The sequence below is a fragment of the Virgibacillus salexigens genome (assembly GCF_000723585.1).
Classification (GTDB): Bacteria; Bacillota; Bacilli; order Bacillales; family Amphibacillaceae; genus Virgibacillus; species Virgibacillus salexigens.
The window spans coordinates 80,660-99,151 of the sequence record NZ_CCDP010000003.1 but is presented as its reverse complement, the minus strand read 5'-3'; the positions used below and the strand labels follow the sequence as shown (position 1 = coordinate 99,151).

At 37.2% G+C, this 18,492-nt stretch carries 17 protein-coding genes and 2 pseudogenes; 5 read left to right on the top strand and 14 right to left on the bottom strand.

The annotated features are described in order from the left end of the window. Positions 1 to 658: 658 nt before the first annotated feature. Both chrA and BN990_RS18770 read right to left on the bottom strand, forming a co-directional pair. On the bottom strand, positions 659 to 1,855 hold the full coding sequence (gene chrA, locus BN990_RS18775; RefSeq protein ID WP_038246311.1) for a chromate efflux transporter: 1,197 nt from the start codon (positions 1,853 to 1,855) through the stop codon (positions 659 to 661). A gap of 15 nt (positions 1,856 to 1,870) precedes the next feature. Next, positions 1,871 to 2,176 (bottom strand): PadR family transcriptional regulator, encoded by a 306-nt coding sequence (locus BN990_RS18770; protein WP_038246307.1) that lies wholly within the window; start codon positions 2,174 to 2,176, stop codon positions 1,871 to 1,873. A 512-nt stretch (positions 2,177 to 2,688) separates the two neighbouring features. On the opposite strand from BN990_RS18770, the gene BN990_RS18765 reads away from it, so the two are divergent. From BN990_RS18765 to BN990_RS18755, 3 genes are read left to right on the top strand one after another with little or no spacing between them, the layout of a single operon-like run. Then, positions 2,689 to 3,009, top strand: a complete 321-nt coding sequence (locus BN990_RS18765; protein WP_021292518.1) for an ArsR/SmtB family transcription factor — start codon at positions 2,689 to 2,691, stop codon at positions 3,007 to 3,009. Between the two features lie 46 nt (positions 3,010 to 3,055). Further along, positions 3,056 to 3,454 (top strand): ArsI/CadI family heavy metal resistance metalloenzyme, encoded by a 399-nt coding sequence (locus BN990_RS18760; protein ID WP_038246303.1) that lies wholly within the window; start codon positions 3,056 to 3,058, stop codon positions 3,452 to 3,454. Between the two features lie 11 nt (positions 3,455 to 3,465). Beyond that, positions 3,466 to 3,648, top strand: coding sequence for a hypothetical protein (locus tag BN990_RS18755; RefSeq protein ID WP_021292520.1), 183 nt, complete (start codon positions 3,466 to 3,468; stop codon positions 3,646 to 3,648). 251 nt (positions 3,649 to 3,899) lie between these two features. Here the strand turns inward: BN990_RS18755 and BN990_RS18750 are convergent, their stop codons facing one another. From BN990_RS18750 to BN990_RS18705, 10 genes and pseudogenes are all read right to left on the bottom strand, one after another. Continuing rightward, complete coding sequence (locus BN990_RS18750; protein WP_232620914.1) at positions 3,900 to 5,831, bottom strand: FtsX-like permease family protein; 1,932 nt, start codon at positions 5,829 to 5,831, stop codon at positions 3,900 to 3,902. Further along, a complete protein-coding gene (locus BN990_RS18745) occupies positions 5,815 to 6,600 on the bottom strand; it encodes an ABC transporter ATP-binding protein (protein ID WP_038246297.1) in 786 nt (261 codons plus the stop codon). The genes BN990_RS18750 and BN990_RS18745 overlap by 17 nt, the downstream gene beginning before the upstream one ends. 176 nt (positions 6,601 to 6,776) lie before the next feature. Next, a complete protein-coding gene (locus tag BN990_RS18740) occupies positions 6,777 to 7,811 on the bottom strand; it encodes a sensor histidine kinase (RefSeq protein ID WP_038246293.1) in 1,035 nt (344 codons plus the stop codon). A 36-nt stretch (positions 7,812 to 7,847) separates the two neighbouring features. Then, positions 7,848 to 8,531 (bottom strand): response regulator transcription factor, encoded by a 684-nt coding sequence (locus BN990_RS18735; protein ID WP_021292524.1) that lies wholly within the window; start codon positions 8,529 to 8,531, stop codon positions 7,848 to 7,850. A gap of 181 nt (positions 8,532 to 8,712) precedes the next feature. Continuing rightward, positions 8,713 to 9,285 (bottom strand): annotated as a pseudogene (locus tag BN990_RS18730) (recombinase family protein). 220 nt (positions 9,286 to 9,505) lie between these two features. Next, positions 9,506 to 9,847: a VOC family protein gene (locus tag BN990_RS18725; RefSeq protein ID WP_021292527.1), complete on the bottom strand. Its 342-nt coding sequence runs from the start codon at positions 9,845 to 9,847 to the stop codon at positions 9,506 to 9,508. A gap of 220 nt (positions 9,848 to 10,067) precedes the next feature. Beyond that, the gene (locus BN990_RS18720; RefSeq protein WP_038246290.1) at positions 10,068 to 10,466 is read right to left on the bottom strand and encodes a VOC family protein; all 399 of its coding nucleotides are present in this window, start codon (positions 10,464 to 10,466) and stop codon (positions 10,068 to 10,070) included. Between the two features lie 324 nt (positions 10,467 to 10,790). Then, a complete protein-coding gene (locus tag BN990_RS18715) occupies positions 10,791 to 12,017 on the bottom strand; it encodes an N-acetylmuramoyl-L-alanine amidase (RefSeq protein WP_021292530.1) in 1,227 nt (408 codons plus the stop codon). Between the two features lie 27 nt (positions 12,018 to 12,044). Then, a complete protein-coding gene (locus tag BN990_RS18710) occupies positions 12,045 to 12,620 on the bottom strand; it encodes a hypothetical protein (protein ID WP_021292531.1) in 576 nt (191 codons plus the stop codon). Between the two features lie 326 nt (positions 12,621 to 12,946). After that, positions 12,947 to 13,224, bottom strand: a pseudogene (locus BN990_RS18705) (transposase); the annotation flags it as partial. Positions 13,225 to 13,380: 156 nt separating this feature from the next. On the opposite strand from BN990_RS18705, the gene BN990_RS18700 reads away from it, so the two are divergent. Together BN990_RS18700 and BN990_RS18695 are read left to right on the top strand one after the other, a co-directional pair. Beyond that, positions 13,381 to 13,851, top strand: a complete 471-nt coding sequence (locus tag BN990_RS18700; protein ID WP_021292532.1) for a DUF6323 family protein — start codon at positions 13,381 to 13,383, stop codon at positions 13,849 to 13,851. After that, on the top strand, positions 13,851 to 15,290 hold the full coding sequence (locus BN990_RS18695) for a DUF6179 domain-containing protein (RefSeq protein ID WP_021292533.1): 1,440 nt from the start codon (positions 13,851 to 13,853) through the stop codon (positions 15,288 to 15,290). The genes BN990_RS18700 and BN990_RS18695 overlap by 1 nt, the downstream gene beginning before the upstream one ends. A 956-nt stretch (positions 15,291 to 16,246) precedes the next feature. Here the strand turns inward: BN990_RS18695 and BN990_RS18690 are convergent. Next, a complete protein-coding gene (locus tag BN990_RS18690) occupies positions 16,247 to 17,323 on the bottom strand; it encodes a Ger(x)C family spore germination protein (RefSeq protein ID WP_238323686.1) in 1,077 nt (358 codons plus the stop codon). A gap of 43 nt (positions 17,324 to 17,366) precedes the next feature. After that, positions 17,367 to 18,491 carry a GerAB/ArcD/ProY family transporter gene (locus BN990_RS18685; protein ID WP_021292535.1) on the bottom strand — a complete coding sequence of 375 codons (1,125 nt, stop codon included), beginning with the start codon at positions 18,489 to 18,491 and terminating at the stop codon, positions 17,367 to 17,369. Between the last annotated feature and the right edge of the window lies 1 nt (position 18,492).

Genomic DNA, 18,492 nt, shown 5'->3' with positions numbered 1-18,492 from the left:
AAACAAATTCATACTACAGTTGCAGTTCGAAAAAAGATTCAGTAATGTTTGGAAACCTTATTAAAAATACCCTCAAAATAAGGTCAAAAAAGGTCATGTGACAAACTCATGACCTATAAAACCCTTATTTTTTAAGGAGTCCTGGGTGATTATGGCATCATGCCACCCATCTTTGAGGGGGTATTTTATCAAATATATGATAGCAAAAATGGCATTTATTAATATAAAAAATGTTTTCTTACCTAAATTAAATTTTTTATTATCCTTTATTTCAATTCCGTATATTATGTTTCTCAAGGTGCTTTTCTAGCGCACGTTGATTGAATAGTCTTCTTCTATTAGCTAGTATTGTTTATGTAAACACATCATTTAGAAGTAATTCTTAAAAAGTACCCATCTGGATCAGTAATCTTAAACCCTCTCATATCGCAGAGGTATTTTTCCATATCAACTTCAATTGGTAGTTACTATCAAGACATCGCTGATACACTTTTTCCAATTCATCTACAACAATAATTAATTCAAAACTATTCCCTTTAACGTCACTTTTAGCTTTACTGTTAAAAAAATGAACATCCTCAAGGATTGATTCGGGAGCAATTAACAATGAAAAGCAATCGTAGTTGGCTCCCTGCAACTAGTATTAAAAGATGCAATATTACGAAATAAACTGTATAACGTACCCTCCAATAACACCTAAAAGAACAACTAACCAGGCTGGTATCTTCCAAATATTTAACAAGCCAAACAAAATAACAGCTAAGGCAAAGTCTGCGGTACTAAAAATAGAACTGCTTATCACGGGATCATAAAATGCAGCTAACAAAATACCTACCACACTAGCATTTACTCCCATTAAAATGCCTTGGAAAGTTGCCCTCTTGCGTAATTCATTTAAAAATGGTAAAGCTGCAACAATGAGTAAGAATGAAGGGAGAAATATGCCTACCGTTGCAACGATAGCTCCAGTAACTCCTTCCATCATCGTTCCAAGGTAACTAGAGAAAGTAAATAAAGGCCCTGGTACAGCTTGTGCCATACCATATCCAGCTAAAAACTCATTAGCTGTTAACAACCCTGAAGGTACGACTTCTCTTTCAATCATTGGTAATACAACATGTCCACCACCAAATACAAGCGAACCAACTCTAAAAAAGATATCAAAAATGTTTAGCAATGGATTATCTGACATTCTATTTAACAAAGGTAATAAAATGAGTAGACTAATTAAAGTTCCCAAAGAAGCGACACCAAGTTTTTTGGATATGTTGATAGAAAAAGGTTGAACTTTTGATTCAGCTTTATCTTTAAACAATCTTAATCCTAATAATCCCGCACCTACAATAATTAAAATCTGCATCCATGCAGATGGAAACAATAACATGATAGTAGCAGCAACTAACGCTATTGCTATCCGGGGTTTATCAGGTGTCAGCTTTTGACCCATTCCAATTAGTGCATGTAAGACAACAGATGCAGCAACTATTTTCAAGCTATGTATGAAAACTGCATCTTCTAAAGAAAATGTTTGATACATCATTGCAAAAACAATCAACACAATAATGGAAGGTACGGTAAATCCTAACCAAGAGATAAGCCCTCCTAGCAAACCGCCTCGTAACATGCCTATCGACATTCCTACCTGACTACTAGCAGGACCAGGGAGGAATTGACAAATTGCAATGATATCCGCATATGTTTTATCATCTAACCATTTTCTGCGATCAATATACTCGTCCTTAAAATAAGCGAGGTGTGCGATAGGCCCACCAAATGAAGTCAAACCTAGCTTTGTAGATGTAAATAATATTTCTAAAAGCGTTTGAATCTTGTTTTTCTTTTGCTTTTCACTCAATTTTTTCACCTCTTATCACTTAATTTCTTTAAAAAGTTCATAGGCTTTGGTCCTAGCTTCCTGTAGAACAGAATCTCCCTTATCTGTGATTCGGTAATACTTCCTAATCTTTCCATTTATATTGACATCTTCCCTATTCAGAAGCTGATCCTTTTCCATGTTGTGAAGGATGGGATATAAAGTTCCGGCGCTGATTTCATATCCATGTTCATGCAACTCTTCAAGCATCCAAGAACCGTAAATGGGTTCTTCCTTTGCATGATGCAAAATATGGATTTGTATAAAGCCCAAGAAAAGCTTCCTTAATACTTTATTTTCCAACTATTTACCTCCTTTTTTCGTAATGCATAATCGAAAATTGATATCGATTTTCGATAACTAGATTATATAGTAACCGATCAGGATGGGCAACAGTATATTAAAAATTTTACATTGATTTAAAAATTATTAGTAATTATTTATTGTTCATCAAAGAGAACCCTAGATATTGAAATCTCTATTGTCCATTAAGTTAATAACTTCTTAGTAATCAAAGTTAAAGGAAGCAAAATCAGTCAATTTTACACCGAAATTACTTCCTTTAGCTGTTCATTTAATTCATTATCTCGAACTCAAGTCTTCAAGCAATCTGGCCCTTATATTCAGTTTGGGCGCTAATCCTTATTCCTGAATTACGCCCGATTGGGGAAATTGTTATAGAGTGTAAGTATAAAAAATAGCTACTCTTCTATACTTAATTAATATCAATTTTTTTTGATTTAATACTTGCTTTTATGCACACATTCCATTAAAATCTATTTATATCAAAAAAAATTGATTAAGGAGGTTGTAACATGAATAACCTTTTTCAGCTTACAGATGTTTCTTTGGAAAAAACGTTTACTAAATATGAAAAGAAATTTAAAGCATTAGCCGATCAAAAAAGGCTTCACATCTTACATGAAATCACAGAATATGGGGAAGTATGTGTTTGTGATCTATCAGAAAAGTTACAGTTGCCACAATCCAAGTTATCATATCATTTAAAAATATTAATGGATGCCAAGCTAATTGTAAAAGAAACACGTGGTACCTGGAGTTACTATACATTAAATCATTCGGAAATCAATCACTTACTATCCGAGGAGCTTTGTTGCCTGTTTCGTCGTGACTAATTTTTAATTTATAAATCAAAAAAAATTGATTAAAGGAGGAATATAAATGAATGTACATATTGGGTTAAATATAGTTGATCTTGAAAAGTCTATAGAGTTTTATACAAAGGTTTTCGGTGAAAATCCCGTAAAAAGGAAAGAAGATTACGCTAAGTTCATACCTGAGGGATTACGGTTAAACTTTACACTGAATGTAAGGTCTAAAGTGTCAGGTAATCAAGTAGGACATTTTGGAATACAGGTGGGAGAACAGGAAGATATCAATCATCACAAAAAACGTCTAGAAAAGCTAGGGTTCTTTACACGTGATGAAATTAATACTAAATGCTGTTATGCACTTCAGGATAAATTTTGGATAACTGATCCTGACGGTAACGAGTGGGAGTTTTTTTACACTAAAAAGGATGTAGAGGTAACAGAATCTGATCAATTATGTTGTAATTAGGGGGAGAAGCAATGGAAAATGATTATGTAATTACTAAAATGTTTGAAAACAAAAAGCGGCAGTTGAAAGAGATTAATTTTAATGCTTGGAAATCAGAAAAAATCCCTAAGAATAAAAATAGATTAAAACTTTCAGAACGGAAGTTTTGGCAAAATGGAGAAATCAAAAATGTCTGTTGTGCTAACTGCTGTTAAGTAGATAAATAACTCTCCAGAGTTTTAAACTCTGGAGAGTTAAGTTTAAAATACACCCCGAATGTAATATTCTTTTTCATAAAATTTCATAAGCCATTTTCAACAATGGCCTTTTCTTCAAGATTAGGCGCAGGTCTTTATTTGAAGTGACCCCTGGGGAATCGATTTTTTAGGTTGGAAATATGCTTAGCATACAAAATGTCCGAAATGTTGGCGGTACCCCATATAGCTTACCCCTCTTTAAGTGATGGTTATGACATAGCGTTTTTTACAATGTTGCGGTAGTAGCCTATGGTAAACAGAGCGAATACAAAATAGATAACCGTGTATATCGCCATGGCGATGGATGCCGGAAACGTGGTGTCCGACCGGATCATAAATGAAGCCGCCTTGATAGCAAAGATCGAATGCAGCATACCGATCGATAGAGGGAGAAGGAACACGATGGCCTGCTTTCGTATAATGCCTTTCATGATCATATCCACGTCAAATCCGAGCTGACGCAACGTCTTAAAGCTTTGCTTTTCCTGCTCGGCTTCGGTCATTTGCTTGAAGTACAAGATGCTGCCGGTTGAGATCAAAAAGACAAGTCCAAGGAAAGCTGCGATGAAAATGAGCAAGCCTGTCATCTGCAGCACTTCTTTGTACTGCGCATAGAAATCATACGTTAATCGTTCGTCACTGACGTGTTTTGCGTATATAGAGGAAGCTATGGCGAGCTCTTCCTTGTCCGGAACTTGATACGTATCAAAACGAATTACTTTATAACCGGGCGTACCGGCCATTTGTTCTGCTATTTTGTCCATCGTCGCTTCTGACACTAGCAGCTGCCTGCCGGGAGCATTTAAATTCATGATGTTCCTTTCCATCAATGTCCTCAATGTATACATAACGGTCTGTCCATGCTGCTCCAGCTCTATTTCGGTTGGATATCGCTTCGACTGCTCATCTAAGTCCCCGGCAAGTGAGGCCCCAGCATTGTACAAAATGGCTTCGCCATCTGGCGGCACGTTGAGGTCTGCGCCTGTTTGTTTAAGCTGTTCGGCCGGAAGCCATAACAAACTTTCTTCAACCTTGTGGAATTCGTCATTCGGATCAAGGATGCTGCCCATCGTCAGAACCGCTTGAACGACGTGGTGATTAACATCGATGCCTTCCTTCTCCAGCTTCATCTTGAACGACAGCGCCTCCTGCGGCTCGTTTTCAAACATAAAATCATAAGGGAGATCACGGCGGGTCTCTTGCTCTACGGAGTAGTAGAAGGCGTAAGCCATGGAAATCAGCGTGATGGCCATGGCCGACAACATCGTAATCAAGGTAAGAGAGTTGGCATTTGCTTTCATATGGTGCATCAGCGGAGCCATCGACAGGCTGTTTGTTAAGCCCAGGTGTCCATCTTTACGTTTGCGGAACCGGTAAAAGCACCATCTGATCGTAACGCGAAACAATAAGTAAGTCCCTGCAACGATGGATCCGAGAACCAATAGTGCGTTGAGGAATAACTGTTCATTGATATGACCCGATAATTCATAGCCGTATCCAATCAGCGCCAGACCGAGCAGGGCGAAAATAGCAGATGCCACCGCTTTGGGCGGCTTAGTGAGGTCAGGCCGCTTGTCAGCTTGAAACAGATTCAGAAGGGTGCTGCGATAAACCTTCAGCATCATCTGAATGGAAGTGATGACGATGATGAGAAGATAGACCATCGACGTTTTAAAAGCCGCTGGTACGGAGAAGCTGATGTCGACAATCCCTTCTAAGCCGAGCAGATTCAACAAAATCAGGACGAACAGCCTTGAAATCAACGCGCCGCAAATGATCGCAGCAAGTAGTGCACCTAAGCCAAGCAGTATATTCTCGATCATTAGATATCGGGCTACCCAGCCTTTGGAAAGACCAATCAGCTGATATAGTCCGATTTCTCGACTGCGCCGACGCAGGAAAATGCCGTTGGCCGAGACGGTAAAGATCCCAACGATCACAATCAGAATGACACCCGCAATTTGAAACCCGGCAGAGAAGTCAACGCTCGGATGTGTCATATTCTGAACAGCCTGATCGTGCTGTAGTGAGGTGAAGACAAAATACAGGCTCATACTAAAGATCAGCGCAAAGAAGTACAAATAATAATGCTTCACATTTTGCCGCATGCTGCGACGCGTTAATTCAAAAACCGTCAACATGTTCACCCCCCAGTACAGCTTGCACGTCCATAATTTCATTAAAGAAGGCATGTCTTGTTTTATCGCCGCGGTACAGCTCGGAATAAGTCTTCCCGTCTCTTAAAAACACAACACGGCTGCAATAGCTGGAGGCTACCGGATCATGGGTCACCATGACAACGGTGACGCCTCGCTGCTGATTCACCTTCTCCATCACATCGAGTAACGAGGAAGCCGATTTGGAATCCAGTGCACCGGTCGGTTCGTCCGCAAATACGATCGAAGGCTGGTGGATCAGAGCGCGCCCGGTAGCCGTCCGTTGTTTCTGGCCTCCCGATATTTCATGCGGATATTTGTGCGACAGTGCTTTAATGTCAAGTACATTGGCGATGGCTGTGAACTTGCTTTCCACTTCCCGCTTGCTCATTTTGCTAAGGGAGATGGGCAGCAGTATATTTTCCTTCACTGTCAACGTGTCCAGTAGATTGTAATCCTGAAAGATGAATCCCAGCTTGTTGCGCCGAAAGGCGGAAAGCGCGGTATTACTCAGCTTGGAGATATCTGCGTCATCGATTAAAACCGTTCCGTCCGTAGTATGATCAATCGTGGCTAAGACGTTAAGCAATGTCGTCTTGCCTGAGCCGGAAGCCCCCATAATGCCGACAAATTCACTTCGGGTGACGCGTAAATCTATTCCTTTTAATACATGCTGTGCATTTCCTTTGGTACCAAATGTTTTGTGGACATTTCGTGCTTGTAAAACGGTTTCTCCTACATTCAACTGATCCATAACATACCTCCAAATCATAATTGTTGCTTGATGATAGCTTTATTATACGGTTGGATTTTCCGCTTGTCGTACGTTTTGCATGACAATCTGGCAAGACAACGTGACAATATTGTCAGGTTCACTATTCCACACCAAAAAACAGCCAGGAGCAATCCTGACTGCTTCATAGCTGTATATTACTCGCCCGACCCTCTTCGGACAGCTTCGAATGCGTTGGGATCGACAAAGATCATTCGCATCACCGTACCTTTCGTTTGACCGGGTTGCGCTTTGAGAGTAATTCCTAATTTTTCTGCAACGATTTTTGCAAGATAGAGCCCAAGTCCGGTCGCTGCGTTTTGAATCCTGCCGTTTTCGCCCGTGAAACCTTTGTCAAAGATACGCGGCAATTCGTGCGGCTGTATTCCCGGTCCTTCATCGATGACATCCAAAAAGACTTGGCCTGTCTCCGTTACATCCGTCACGATCATAAGTGCCGTATTCGCAGGATTATATTTCACGGCATTCGTCAACAGTTGCCGAAGGATGAAGCGGCACCATTTTCGGTCTGTAATGGCCTTTACATCCGTTCCTTCGATACTGACCGCCAGATTTTTTTCCATACACCATGGCGCCAGCTCCCGTACTTCTTCCGCGGCAAGGCGCTGTATGGAGGCCAATTCAAGAACATAGTCTGATTCGATCGCGGACAGACGTGTCATATGCAGCTGACGGTCGACCAACAAATACACCCGCAACCATTCCGCTTCAATTTTACGTATTTCCGGATCACTTGGCCGGGCGTCCAGGATTAGCTTCATAGCGGTGAGAGGAGTCTTCACCTCATGGATCCATGAGGCCGTGAATTCATTCTCGATCAGTTGAGTTTCTTTATAGTCAGAAAGCTTTTGTTTGAACTGAAGGGAGGCTTCCCGTAAGATGTCGTTGGTCATCTGATCTAGGCCGTCCCCAGGCTCAGGAAGTGTCTCGATCCAGTCTAAGGCCATGTCTTCCTGCAGAGCAGCCAACGCGGCGGCATATTTTGTCTCTCTCTTGAAGCGCCATATAAAAAACAGGAGAAAGGACAGAATAAATGAGGCGTTAAAATAAAGGAGAGAAGTAGATGTGACCTGCATGCCTTGATCAAGCAGGATCAGAGCATTGGCTAAGCCGAGCAAGCCGGCAAACAATAAAATCCAGCTTTTCCTTGCATCAACGTAACGGATAAACATGGCACGGTTCCTCCTATCAGTACATGTTCATAATCTCTATAAAGTGATGGCCATATAACCCAGCCCTTTTTTTGTCACAATAGCGTCTGCCAAATCGATCGTCTCCAGCTTCTGCCGCAAACGGGTTATATTCGCCGTGAGGGTATTGTCGTTCACGAACTGCTCGTCCTCCCACAGCTTTCGTATCAAGTCATGGCGCGAGATAATGACATTGTTCGATCTTACGAGCGTGATCAGTATAAAAAATTCGTTTTTTGTTAAATCCACTTCTTTCCCAGCGTTTCGAATTACACCTCGATTCAAATCAATCAAGGCGTCGTTCCATTCAAGAATATTCGGTTGCTCTTCGCCATAAGCATATGTCCTCCGGAGAATGGCTTGAATTTTGGCATAAAGCACGTCTGTATGAAACGGCTTCTGGATGAAGTCATCCGCCCCCATGTTCAGCGCCATGACCATATCCATTGGGTGATCGCGGGAGGAAAGGAAAACAATGGGTACTTTGGATACAGCGCGAATCTCGCGAGACCAATGAAAACCGTCAAATTTCGGGAGTATGACATCCATGATGACGAGCTGAGGCTGTTGTTCAAGAAATGAACGCATCACACCTTCAAAATTATCTGGTCCCGTGACCCGGAAGGACCAAGCCTCTAGACCCTTCTTCAACGCAGCAAACAAAGCATCATCATCTTCAACAACAAATATGTTTATCTTCATCGAGCCAGCCTCCTAGTGTCGCAAATTTGACTGTTGTAAATAAAATAATTTGAGGTAACAAAGAATTACTCCTCATTAATATATCACAGATTAATGTTTCACCTATGGTGGGGGTACGGAAACGATTCGAGGATGAAGGGCCAATATTGGAAATATTTACTTTTTAATGTGGTTACCTTCTTTACTTCCTTTCTGCCAATTTTCTGTGCAAAGCCGATCTTGACACATTTGTGATTTTACAAATTTTTTTAACAGTCATATTTCTCTCTCTGTAAAGTTCCACTGCATAGTTAATGCCTTCATGTTTCGAATGATATTTTTTTACCCGCCCCTGATATTTCCCCTCTTTTTTGTCAAGTCCTATTCCTTCACGCTGACGAATTCGAATAAGATCACGTTCTAATTGATTAACGCCTCCCATGACAGTCATTAAAAACTCACTATAGGGATTGTCTTCGGATAAATCTAACCAGGTATCTTTCAAGGACTTCAAATTTGCCTTCTTTTGCTTGATATCATCGACCAATTCAAATAAATCCCTTGTGCTCTGGGTAATCCGGGTAAGGTCTGTAACCAAAATCGTATCATCTGCCTATAGTTCATCTAACATTTTTTGTAGCTCTGGTCGGCGTTGTGTAGCTCCGGATAACTTTTCTTCAAATATGATATCCATTCCTATTTCTTCGAGTTGCTTGTATTGTCTTGCAGGATTCTGATCAACCGAACTGACCCTTACATAACCGATTTTTCTCATAATTTCCATTCCTATTTTGAAACAAGTCACATGGGACATGTGGAAACCTCATTTTACCACTCATTTACGTTTGTTCCAATAGAGTAGGCTCTAATGAAATAAAAATAGACTGAATGGCAGAAACCAATCAATCTATAAATAAATTATTGTATTCCACTAAAGCGCCCTTTTCTGGAAGATCATCTATTGAAGTAAACCATCCTTATGTAACTAATACAACTTACTCCGATAAAACTTCAACGGTAAATCCACCTGGAGCTTGAACATAGAAGGTATATCCATGAGATTCAATAGGAGGATCTACAGCATAACCATCATTTCTCAGTCGCTTGTTAATTCGATCAACTTTATCTCTACTTTCTTGCGGGAAGCCAATATGAAAGGTCTTAGGATACCAAACCTCCTTCCCTTTCATCAATGTTAAAACAAATTGATCGTCATCAAACATAGCAGCAAAACCATTACCACGGCTATTAACACACTTCATACCGAAATAAGTTTCTAAGAAATCTCTAGAAGCAGCTACATCATTCACTGTTAAATTTAAATGATTAAGTTTCATTCTTTCACCTCTTTTAATAATCTTTATTATTAATACAGATGATAAGGTCGTATGGCTTTTAATATTACATACAGACAAATAAGGTATTATAAAGATTTGGTTTTGTAAACGCAAGTATTTTTCAAAATTTCCGTTCTTCCACTATATGGCCCTTTTGTTCGGTAATGGCGCAATCGCTTATTAAACAAATGCGCTCTTTTACGGAATACTACACACTAGATTACTCTGGTAAGTTTAACTGCCAAGATATGCCGAATTGATCATTCAGCCATCCGAACTTTTTGCTAAACCCATAGTTATCTATAGGCATAAGTGCTGTGCCATTTTCCATCATTTTATTATAAAGGTTGTCGATTTCCTCTTCGATATCACACGTAAGAAAAATAGAAAATGACGGGGTAAACGTAAACTCATGATTAACATGACTGTCAATACACATGAATTCCTGCTCCTTTAACGAGAATACAGCTTGCATAACTGTACCCTCTTCACCGGGGCCTTCAGCTCCGTATCGTATTATGCTTTTAATTTCTGAGTCATCAATAAGTGATGTGTAATAATTCATCGCATCTTCCGCCTTGCCACCTTGAAACATTAAAAACGGTGTAACCTTTTCCATTATAAATCAATCCTTTCGCATGTTTTCCTAAGTTTATCACATATGAAAGCTTAGTTCTCCATTTCGATTGCCCTCTTCTTATACAATATAGTTGTCCTATGAAGCAACAATGGTGATAATTTTTATTAGAGATTCGCACCCGTTTCTGGAACTACACTTATCCTTTCAACTCTGCTAACTCATGACATTCCCGAACGGATCTTTAAACGCTGTGTCTCACCTGCTGGGAAATATTGATTTTCTCCAAAAACCAATTCGACATTGTTTGATTTAAGTTCCTGAATGGCTTTCCTCAGATCATTAACCTCGAAAGTGGCTAGGGAATTATTTATCTCTGAAATATTTCTTAACTCCATCTGAAATGGCTTCAGAAATACTATTCTGATATCCTTCTGTTTGAATTATTGATAGGTCATTTGGATTTGTAATAAATCCTAACTCTATTAATGCACTAGGGACTTCACTTTCACGTAAAACAAAATAATTACTTTCTTTAACTCCACGGCTTTCTAGTGACGTATATTGCTCTAATTTAGATTGAAGAGAGCTTGCTAATGCATAGTTTTCTCCTCCTGAATAATAATGAGTTTCTAAACCTTGTATCCCAATCAATGGATGAGCATTATAATGTAAACTAAGAAAAGCGTGTGTGTTATATGAGTTACTTATGTACACCCGATCTTGTAAAGATATAAAATGATCACTATTTCTTGTCAGAATAACATTTGCGCCGGATTTACGTAGTCGATCTACTACACTATCAACTATACTCATAATTGTTTCCTTTTCTAAAACGCCATTAATACCAATTGCACCAGAATCTCTCCCCCCATGACCTGGGTCTATTACAATATTGTACCCTTTTAATGAACCATTTTTAGTTGCTTGACCTTTATTATTATCAAAGTTGTTTCTACTGATAGTTTCTGTTTTTTTATTTTGTTCTTTCTTAATACTTTTCTGGGTTGAACTTGCTACTTGTGCTATAGCCTTTGTTTTAGAACCTGGTTGGAGTAAATATTGTGAGGCAATCCATGCCTTTTTACCGCCATAATAAGTTTGTACCCAACCGAATGATTTTTGAAAAACCCTAACCTGATCACCAATTTGTAGTTTCCCTATTATCGGTGCATCATGAGAGGGGGAGAATCTTACATTTAAATTGGACGTTCCGACTTCATACATTTCGACTTTTTCTGAGTAATCTACTTTATTTTGGGATTTGGTTGTTTGATTCTGGGTTGAAGCTACTTGTATTATAGCCTTTGTTTTAGAATCTGGTTGAAATAAGTACTGCGAGGCAACCCATGCCTTTTTACCGCCATAATAAGTTTGTACCCAACCAAAAGATTTTTGAAAAACTCTAACCTGATCACCAATTTGTAGTTTCCCTATTATCGGTGCATCGTGAGAGGGAGAAGACCTTACATTTAAATTGGAAGTCCCAGCTTCGTATGTTTTGACTTTTTCTGCGAAAACAGAAGGGGCAAAAGGGGTAAAAAGGAATAACGAAATGATTGCAATAGTTGCACTGGAAAATAAAACTCGCATTGTTGTTACCTCCCTTTTCTAGGTTATTCATTTAGAGAATCTATGAAATAGCTTTGATAAGGAAATATGTTCTTTATTTTTTCGTTCAAACGCTTCTTTTAACTTTACTTTTAATTCCCTTAATTCTAAATTTACTTGCTGCAGCTCTGTTTCTCTCCGTTCTATAGTTGATGTTAAATAACGATTCTCTTCTAACAACTGCTGGTTCTTTATTTTTAAAAATATCTCATTAGGATGAGTTAACTTTAAAAAGAAATTATGGTCTGATACCTCACAAAAATTCTTTCTAAAAAAATGCCTTAATCGAATATTATAGGCAGGAGGATCAGATTGTATTTTCCCAAAAATCTCCTCAAATTGATTATAGATTGATAATTTAATTAATGCACGAAAGGCAACTGTTCCATACCCTCTATTCAGATTTCCTTCACTAAGGATATTCTGAACACAAACTCTTTTGCTTCCCTGAACAATAAATTTTAGAATACAAATATTTTTAGCATGAACAATTGGTTCATGTTTCAAATAAATAGTTCCCAAACTATAATCATCATCCCAAAAAGGATAAAGGTATTTACCTTCTTTTCCTACTTCTCGTTCCAATTGATTAATAGTACTCCTCTCCCTTAATTGCTGAAATTTAAAAAGTATTTATCCAAATGATTAAATAAGTACATTTTATATTACTTTTCTTTTCTTATCTACATAAAATGACTGTTTTAAACAGATTTTACTATCTTTCACTTTATTTTTAGGTATATAAATAAAAAAGCACTATTCAAGAACTTCGAAAAGTGTTAAAAGTAGTTAAAAATTAAAGTTGTTTAAACTATTCAGTTTCCCCACAATAGCGCCCGTTCGTATTAGATAGTCAGCCAGTCATTTGAACAGACCCCTGTCAAGTAGACAATGAAAATAATAAAAATGACTTAAGCGGCTTTCGTTCTATATTCGATAGGGTTAAGGCCATTAGTCGTTGTTGATATCGTTCATGATTATAAAATCGAATGTAATCATCGATCGCAAAGGATAGATCTTCAAACGTTTTAAACTTATGTAGATAATACTTCTCACATTTAAGCGTTCCCCAAAAAGATTCCATAGGCCCATTATCTATACGTGACATACTGTGTGTCATCCCTGCGGTATCTATCCTTCGTCTAAAAGCTTCCGAGGTGTATTGATACCCACGATCACTATGAATCAGGGAGAATCTCCATGCGAAAGAGTTAAAGCCTTATCAAAATAAAAATTGACAATCAGTGGATAGAAAACTATAATATATAATAATGTTAACATTTAATTATATCATATTTTTTGTTGTTTGTCAACAAGAAGAATTTTTTGGAAGGATGGAATGCATATGTTTTTACCTCGTTTGTTGGGTTCGATCGATTCCTTTATGCTGGAAAAATATACAGACGAACTATTGAATATAAATCAAAAGACAAAAGAGTATGGTCTAGAACTAACTCGCGATGAAATTAAAGAGATGATGACCGTCAGAGAACGGGTATTACAAAGCTATGGTCGTGTGGAATTAGGGGTTGAAGTGTTTAAAGAATTATCGGAGGTTTTTTGCACTTCTCCTTATATTGAGAATGAAAATTTTGCATTAACATTAAATGAACTACTAGAGGTATTTCATTATCTAAAAAATGAGACTGACGACATGATAGGGGATTCCCTGCTGATTAGTATTATCAAGAATTACTATGATGGTACTTGCAAAGGATCTATGGAATTTTTGAAAAGCAAACTTGAAGAGTTTGCGGAACAGTTCAGAAGGGATGTCAATTTTAGAATACATTTGCTTGAAAGGGATGAACATTAATGCAATCAGAAAAGCCCAATCATACTAAACCGTTAGTGTCACTTGAAAATGTTAAAAAAAGTCATTTATCACAAAACCAGTATACGATATCACTTTTGAATGATGCATTACAAATAGGTATGCTAACTGACAAAGAGGTATACAACATACAAAACCAATTAATGCTTATTCTGAAAGATTTGATTGGACGTTATACCCAAGGGGAAAGTTCCTCCGTGAGCTCTGATACCGCAGAAAGTATCTTTGCTTCTATTTTGTATGCCATAGATGCTTATACGTTTCAGTTTGATGATCCTAAAAAGGCAATTACGTATTTAAAAACGGTAAAAGTGAGAAGAGTTTATGAAAAAGGACTAGGTCTGGTTCGGCAGTGTTTCAAGGAAACAGAACAACTTTACAAAGAAATCAACAATAATAAATTGGATGTGGCAGTAGAAGCCTATAACGTGTCCATCGAAGAATCCGTACCCGTGTTTCTAAGGAAATACGACATTATATTTGACGCTCATAATACTATGGCAAGCATTGATTATCCTTTAGCGGTCGATGATATGAGTATTCAGGGGGTTTTTTATCTAAAGCAATATTTAACACGTTTGAAAATGGAAACAGAATTATGCCATTTATTCAATCAAGAGGATCTTCAAAAAATTTTAATTAACTATGGAAAAATATGCAGGTTTGATTACCGTATAGAACTCTTCAATATATTTAGGTTAACATTCAATAATGCGGTTTTTTCTATTCTATCAGGAGGGAATGCTAATCAATTGATAATCTCCGCAAATCAATACAAGCAACTATATCTTCTGTTCACTGAAACGAATGATTCTCAGATTCATTCCATTATTCACAAAGCAATTGACCAATTAGATTATGACTTAAATATAAACGAACCTAAAATGAAAAATTATTTGAAACATTGTGGGGCTGATCTGATACAAACGATTATAAACGCTGTCAATCATGATAAATTACAAACGCTGATTATCATGGAAAAAGAATTGAAACCAAAATCCATTGTAACTACATTCAAAGCCTCTGATAGAATGAGTGATAATCACTTTCGATTATTAATTGAAAAAGTCATGGGTTATGACAAAATAACGGATAAAGTTGAAACAATTCGGAAAAATTTCCATTCCCTTTATGATTATATCGATATGCTGAATGCCGATTGTTTGTTGGCCATTGAATATGAAGCACTTTTTAGTACTTTTGGCGATATTGAACTGGCAATTTTAGCAAAAAAGGTGTTCTATGAGGAACTACGGAATGAAACAGTCGATTTATCATCCGCACTTGTAAAGGAAAAGGAGGTTGAAATGGAATGGCAGATCCAATTTATTAAATTTATAACAAACATGGACACTGAAAGAAAGATTACCATTGAGAAATATATTTATGATATCGATTATGAAGAAATCAATTTTTACTAAACAGTCACAATAGTAAGTCATTGTTAATAATTACTTAACTAATATGCTCCCAAATACACTTTAGTTTTTAATTTTAGCGCCCAAGATGCCCCAAACTGTATCGATGTTCGTATATGTAGAGACTTTAATATCAGTATTAACATATACCTTTCGTCCTGTCGTCGTGTCTCCCAGTTGTCTTTTATGCTGTTCCAATAATCATAGTGTTTTTGGTATAAGAGACCTCCCCACTCCTATTACATCAACTTCTAAGTCTTTTTGTATTTTTTCGATTACATTCTGGACTAATTTTTTTACTTTCCTTGAAGTAGCTTTCTAGATACTATTTATATAAGTAGTATCAAAGACGCTAGGCTCCTTCAAACCTTTCCCCAATTTTACCGCTCATTATCATTTAATGTATCAATTCGTAAATCATGACCATGAAAAATAGCAGCACCCTTATACTGAAGTATATCATCATTTTTAACTTGTATTTCGGGTATAAACTATCGTTTAGTAAATATTCTTGAAGTTTACCAATATGAACAGGTTCGAAGGCTCCTATATTTTTGTGACTATTTTCCATTAAAATACCTAAATGGCATTGGTTAGAACAACCACCAGGAACAAAAGGTCGTGAAAAACTTGCAAAGAACAAAGAGAAAAGCTGATCAACTGATCAGCTTTTCAAAGACTCTTTTTTAATAATGAACCTACTATTAAACCTGGTAGGATACTATACTTATCATCGGAAGTTAAAAAAGTCCTAAAAAATTTGGCGAAAGGATAGTTCCTAACGTAACAAAATAAGCTGTAATACGAATGTAAATAGAAGAATGGCTCCTTACTTCCACCTGCATCATTACAGGCATCCCATATGGAAAATAAATATACACATGGATAAAACATTAACCTTTCTGGGAGGGATTCCATCATAGAAATTAAAGTAACTGACAGTAATCTAAGTCAGTTGTTTATTGAATACTCCCATAATTGATTAGATCTACATTAACATTGAAATCAACTGTTGTTTCAGGGAATTTCTTACGCCATTCTTTTGATGTTAATTGTCCGTCAGTTGTGTTACTCCTAAAAATATTACCAAGCCCAAGTGGATCTGAATTTGCCTCTTGCAAGTTAATTAGAAGTTCCTCATATTGACGTTTGATTTCCTTTTCCACTTCCTTTTCCAATATTTTTGATACCTTCTCACTTTCAATTTTAAATGACTCTGAAGTCTCGTACAAATTCACCTTCAGCTTCACATCTGTCTCGAAATGGAGTTGGTTTACATCCGTTATCTTTGTTTTACTTTTTCCATCGATAACCAATAAGTCAATATCAAAGTTTTCCTTTTCTTCTTGCGGATTATTAATATATTTTACAAGAGGATCTCTTGGTATGGTAAGGTGAAAGGGCTTATCCCTTATTCTTTTTTGAAACAGATTAACTAAAAATCCATCACTCAGCGGTAATTCACCTACGTATTTCCCGTCTTGTAATAGAGCCATACCTTTTAAAGCTGGTTTATCTCCAGTTAATCCAATTAAAGGCAGGAATGGATCCTTACCTGTATCTTCGTATGTATGCGTTAATTTGTGTAGCGAAGGATCCGGGATACTATCTTCCGTAATTTCCTTTTCAATTAATTCCTGAATATATTGACCAACATTAATACCGGTGACTTCTTGTTTCGTTAAAAGCACCTCTCTTGCAGTTTTTGTGCTAATGGCAGAATACATCATATCTGATGTACGGGCATCACGGACTAATGTGTTTAAATATGGTGTAATTCCATTCTCGGCTACTTCCTTACCATACAAGATCAAACGGATTTGTCCAGGTAAAAAGTTATAAATTGCCTTTGTTTCAGCATCTTGGCGAGCATCTCTAACTGTGCTTCCTGTCCCAGTAATTGTTTCAGTTAAATTTGATTGGTTATTGAATAGAAAAGCAATGATTGTTGAATCGATTTGCCCTTCACCATTCTTCGCTACATCTATGCCGTAAGAATTGATAATCGCATGTCTTTCTATCACCTTAGATTGCATACAACCAACTAGAAAAATAAATGATACAAGTAAGAGGAATAGCTTAATTTGATAAATGACGGCCATCTCCCTTCCGTTTCTTCCATCTTTTTTTTATTAACACAATTGGCAAAAGCAATAGTGGATAGACATATACCAACCAAAAACTAGTCTTGGCTATATTATCAATTACTTTTTGAATAAGAAAATGCTGATCAATAAAAACGCAAAAAATTAAAAGTAAAAATGCAACTGCGTATAAGGACGTTCTCTGCTTAATTTTGTATAGCCGTTTCATTCCATAAATAATCCCCCACATTAATAAGATCATATTGGGCAGTACAACCATCATCCATTCGGTTACAACAATATAATCAAATCGTTCAATAAACGGAAGAGATTGAATCTTAAACATATTTAACAACGCCCATTCCCTTCTCTCCAACTGATCTGGACTAAAAAATCCGATAGATACGACGGTTACTAAGAGTACAATGAGAGATGACCAGAAAATACCTATATAAACGGGCATGCTGGCCTTTTGCTTATTTTGAATAAATGGGTATACCAATAAAAGTAATTCAAAACCTATAAATGTATAAGATGTAATCTTGGCACCTTTTAATAACTCTGTAAAGGAAGTCTGGAATGCTGGCTGGAAATGAGTAAGGTCCATTAGATATGCAGGCTCAATCAGAAGGAAAAGAACCCAATGAGAAAGAAGAAAAAAAATGAAACAAACTCCCACGATAATCTTAAGTCCTCCCAGAATAGAATAAACAATTAAACTAATCAGTAATAAGCCCATCACAAAATTACTTATCCCCGGAGCAATGAAGACTTGTACAACCTCGATGTAGGTTACGAGTACCGATAACAATGTAATCGCAAAGTGGATAATATAGACAGTGCCTAAAAGTTTTCCTACCCACTTTCCAAAAATATCAATCTGAATTCCTAAGATATCTGCATTATCGTATTGTTTTAAAATAATCAACATAGCTAGTACAACAATAAGCATATAAAAAAAGGCAAAGATTATGGAAATCCATGCATCTTGGTGTGATTCCATAAAAATGAGTCTGGGGACTCCCATAATACCGACACCTAACTGAATGGAAGATATGATGAAAAATAGATAAAAAGCCCGAATGCGTAGATTTGGTTTTACTTTTACATTAATATCCATA